This window comes from Streptomyces monashensis (assembly GCF_001866665.1).
Classification (GTDB): Bacteria; Actinomycetota; Actinomycetes; order Streptomycetales; family Streptomycetaceae; genus Streptomyces; species Streptomyces monashensis.
This window is the reverse complement of record NZ_MLYO01000136.1, coordinates 1-4,024: the sequence shown is the minus strand read 5'-3', so window position 1 is coordinate 4,024 and position 4,024 is coordinate 1. Positions and strand designations below refer to the sequence as shown.

At 73.6% G+C, this 4,024-nt stretch carries 1 protein-coding gene; it reads right to left on the bottom strand.

Annotated elements, in window-relative coordinates; all coding sequences use genetic code 11:
* Positions 1 to 4,024 (bottom strand): type I polyketide synthase (locus BIV23_RS49440; protein ID WP_143079259.1); only part of this gene is annotated, 4,024 nt, incomplete at both ends.

The following is a 4,024-nucleotide window of genomic DNA, read 5'->3' as shown; positions in this document are numbered from 1 at the left end:
ACGATCACATGCGCATTCGTCCCGCTGATGCCGAAGGAGGACACGCCCGCTCGACGCCGTCGGTCGGTCGAGGGCCAGGGCTCCTCCTCGGTGAGCAACCGCACGCTGCCGTCCATCCAGTCGACGTGCGGGGACGGCTCGTCGACATGGAGGGTGCGCGGCAGCACGCCGTGGCGCATCGCCTGCACCATCTTGATCACACCCGCCACACCCGCGGCGGCCTGCGTATGACCGATGTTCGACTTCACCGACCCCAGCCACAACGGCCGTTCCGGATCGCGCTCCTGGCTGTAGACGGAGATCAGCGCCTGGGCCTCGATCGGATCGCCGAGCGCAGTCCCCGTACCGTGCCCCTCGACGACGTCGATGTCGTCGGGGCTCAGGCCGGCGTTGCCGAGGGCCGTACGGATGACACGCTGCTGCGCCAGACCGTTCGGCGCGGTCAGACCGTTGGACGCACCGTCCTGGTTCACCGCCGAGCCCCGGACCACCGCGAGCACCGGATGGCCGTTGCGCCGCGCGTCCGACAACCGCTCCAGCAGTACCAGCCCCACGCCCTCCGAGAAGCCGGTGCCGTCCGCGGCCGCGGCGAACGCCTTGCACCGGCCGTCGGGGGACATGGCGCGCTGCCGGCTGAACGCGGTGAAGGTGCCGGGGGTGGCGATCACGGTGACTCCGCCGGCCAGGGCCAGCGTGCACTCGCCCTGGCGCAGCGACTGCGCGGCCTGGTGCAGGGCGACCAGGGAGGACGAGCACGCCGTGTCCACGGTGACGGCGGGGCCCTGCAGCCCGAGGACGTAGGAGAGCCGGCCGGACACCAGGCTGAGCGCGTTGCCCGTCAGCAGCATGCCGTCCAGGCCTTCCGGTGCCTCGTGCAGCAGGGTGGAGCCGTACTCCTGGGCGAGGGCGCCCACGAAGACTCCGGTGTCGGTGCCCTTGAGGGACGGCGGCGCGATGCCCGCGCGTTCGAAGGTCTCCCAGGCGGTCTCCAGCAGCAGCCGCTGCTGCGGATCCATCGCCAGCGCCTCACGCGGCGATATCCCGAAGAACGCGGCGTCGAACCGGCTCACGTCCTCCAGGAACGCACCCTGACGCACATAGGAGGTGCCGGGCTTGTCGGGGTCCGGATCGTAGAGCGCGTCCAGGTCCCAGCCCCGGTCGGAGGGGAACCCGGTCACCGCGTCGGTTCCGGAGGCCACCATGTCCCACAGCTCCTGCGGGGAGCCGACGCCTCCGGGATAGCGGCAGCCCATCGACACGATCGCGATCAGGTCCTCGTCCGCCTCCGTGTGCGCGGCGGGCCGCGAGACGACGACGGCGGACGACTCGGTACCGCTCCAGGTCTGCCACAGGTGCTCGGCGAGGGCCTGCGCCGTCGGGTGGTCGAAGATCGTCGTAGGGGACAACCGCAGGCCGGTGGCCTCGTTGAGGCGGTTGCGCAGTTCCACCGCCGTCAGTGAGTCGAAACCGAGCTCCTTGAAGACGCCGTCCGCGGGCACGGCCTCCGCCGTCTCGTGCCCGAGGGCGGTCGCCGCATGCGTCCGGACCAGGTCGAGCAGCGCCCGCCGTGCCTCCGGCTCCGGCAGTCGCGCGAGCCACTCCCCGGCGGCGCCCGCGTCCGAGGCGCCGCCCCCGGCCGCGGTACGCCTGACAGGAGTCCGCACCAGACCGCGCAGTACGGCGTGCACGCCACCGGGACGCCGGCGCAGGGCTGCGAAGTCGAAGCGCGCGGCCACGAAGGTGGCACTGTCGCGGGCGAGGGCGGCGTCGAACAGGGCCAGCCCGTGCTCGGCCGACAGGGGCTGTACGCCGTCCCGGGTGAGCCGACGCCGGTCGGTGTCGCCGAGATGTGCGGTCAGGCCGCCGTCCTCCCACAGGCCCCAGGCCACGGTGGTGGCCGGCAGGCCGCGGGCGCGGCGGTGCTCGGCGAGGGCGTCGAGGAACGCGTTGGCGGCCGCGTAGTTGGCCTGGCCCGGGCCGCCGAGGACGGCGGCGACCGAGGAGAACAGCACGAACTGTGCGAGATTCGCGTCGCGGGTCAGCTCGTGCAGGTGCACCGCCGCGTCCGCCTTGGGACGCATCACGGTCTCCAGTTGCTGCGGGGTGAGACCCGAGGTCGTGGCGTCGTCCAGCACGGCCGCCGAGTGCACCACGGCGGTCAGCGGACGGTCGAGCCCGCCGAGCACGGTGGCGAGCGCCTCCCGGTCGGCGACGTCGCAGGCCACGATCGAGGTGCTCGCGCCCAACTCGGCGAGGCGCGCCTCCAGTTCGGCGGCGCCGGGCGCCTCGGGGCCGCTCCTGCTGAGCAGCAGCAGATGGCGCGCCCGGTGCGCGGTGACCAGATGCTCGGCCAGCAGGGCGCCGATCCCGCCGGTGCCACCGGTGACCACGACGACGCCGTCGGGATCGAGGGTCTCCGCGTCGCGAACGGCCATGTCGAAGGCGCGCGTCAGGCGGGGTACGAGCACGGCACCGGCGCGTACGGCGAGTTGAGGCTCTCCGGAGCCGACCGCCGTGACGAGGGCGGCGCCGTGCTCGGCGGACAGGGCGGCTGTGGGCGCCGCCCCGGCGACGGACCTCGTCGCGGGAGGCTCGACGTCCAGCAGGACGATGCGTCCGGGATGCTCGGTCTGGGCCGACCGCACCAGCCCCCACAGCGGTGCCCCGGCCAGGTCCGCGTCACCGCTGTCGTCCGGGCCCGCCGTGACCGCACCGCGTGTGACCACCACCAGCCGGGCCGACTCGAAGCGCTCGTCGGCCAGCCATGTCTGAAGGTCGGCGAGCAGGTTCCGCGCGGCCGCGCGAGCGGCCACGGGCAGGGCCGCGTCGGATCGCGCCGACGGCGGGCAGGAGAGGAGCACCACGTCGGGGTCCGGCGCGTCGGCCGCCGCGGCCGTCAGGTCCTGAAGACGGCCGTACGTGCGTACGTCGACACCTGGTGTCCGTATCCCGCGCGCCAGATCCTCGGCGTCGGAGCCCACCACGCACCAGCGGCCCGGACCCGAAGTCGCCGGGCCGGGCGGGGACAGCGGTGTCCACTCCGTCCTGAGCAGGGAGTGCCGTACCGCTTCGGTGGTCGGCGCGGCCGTCGCGTCGGCCATCGGCCGGGTGGTCAGCGCGGCGACCGAGAGCACCGGGGTACCGGTCGGATCGGCGGCCAGCAGGGCCACGCCGTCGGTGTCCGACCAGGTCAGACGTACCCGCAGCGCGGTGGCGCCCGATGCGTGCAGGTGCACGTCGTGCCAGGAGAAGGGCAGGCGCAGCGGTTCGGAACCCGTGCGCCGCGCCAGTTCGTTGAGGACGTCGGGATGCAGCGCCGCGTCCAGCAGCCCTGGGTGTATGCCCCAGCCGTCCGCGGCGTCCCGGTCCGGGAGGACGACGTCGGCGAAGACCGCGTCGCCGAGACGCCACATGTCCCGCAGTCCTCGGAAGAGCGGCCCGTATCCGTAACCCACGGCCGCGAGTTGCTCGTAGACGTCGTCCGCGGACACCGGTTCGGCACCCCGCGGCGGCCAGTCGGCGAAGCCGTCCGCCGTGTCCGGCTCCTCCGCCGGGGCCGGCCGGAGGAATCCGCTCGCGTGCCGGACCCACACCGGTTCCGCCGCGGCACCGTCGGCGTGGTCCTGCCGTGCCGAGTGGACGCGCACCGCACGACGCCCGGACGAGTCCGGTGCCCCTACGGTCACCTGGAGGCTCACGCTCTCCTGCCCGGCCAGTTCGAGCGGGGCCTCCAGGACCAGTTCCTCCAGGAAGGAGCAGCCGGTCTCGTCTCCGGCACGAATCGCCACGTCGACGAAGGCCGTACCGGGGAAGATCACGGAGCCGCGCACCACGTGATCGGCGAGCCACGGATGCGTCGCCACGGACACCCGTCCGGTGAGCACCAGCGCGTCGGTGTCCGCCGAGTGGACCGCCGCGCCGAGCACCGGGTGGGTCACCGCCCGCTGCCCCACGGTCTTCGGGTCACCGCCGGCCGGCAGGCTGGTCAGCCAGTGGTGGTCGCCCTGGAAGGGATACGTCGGCA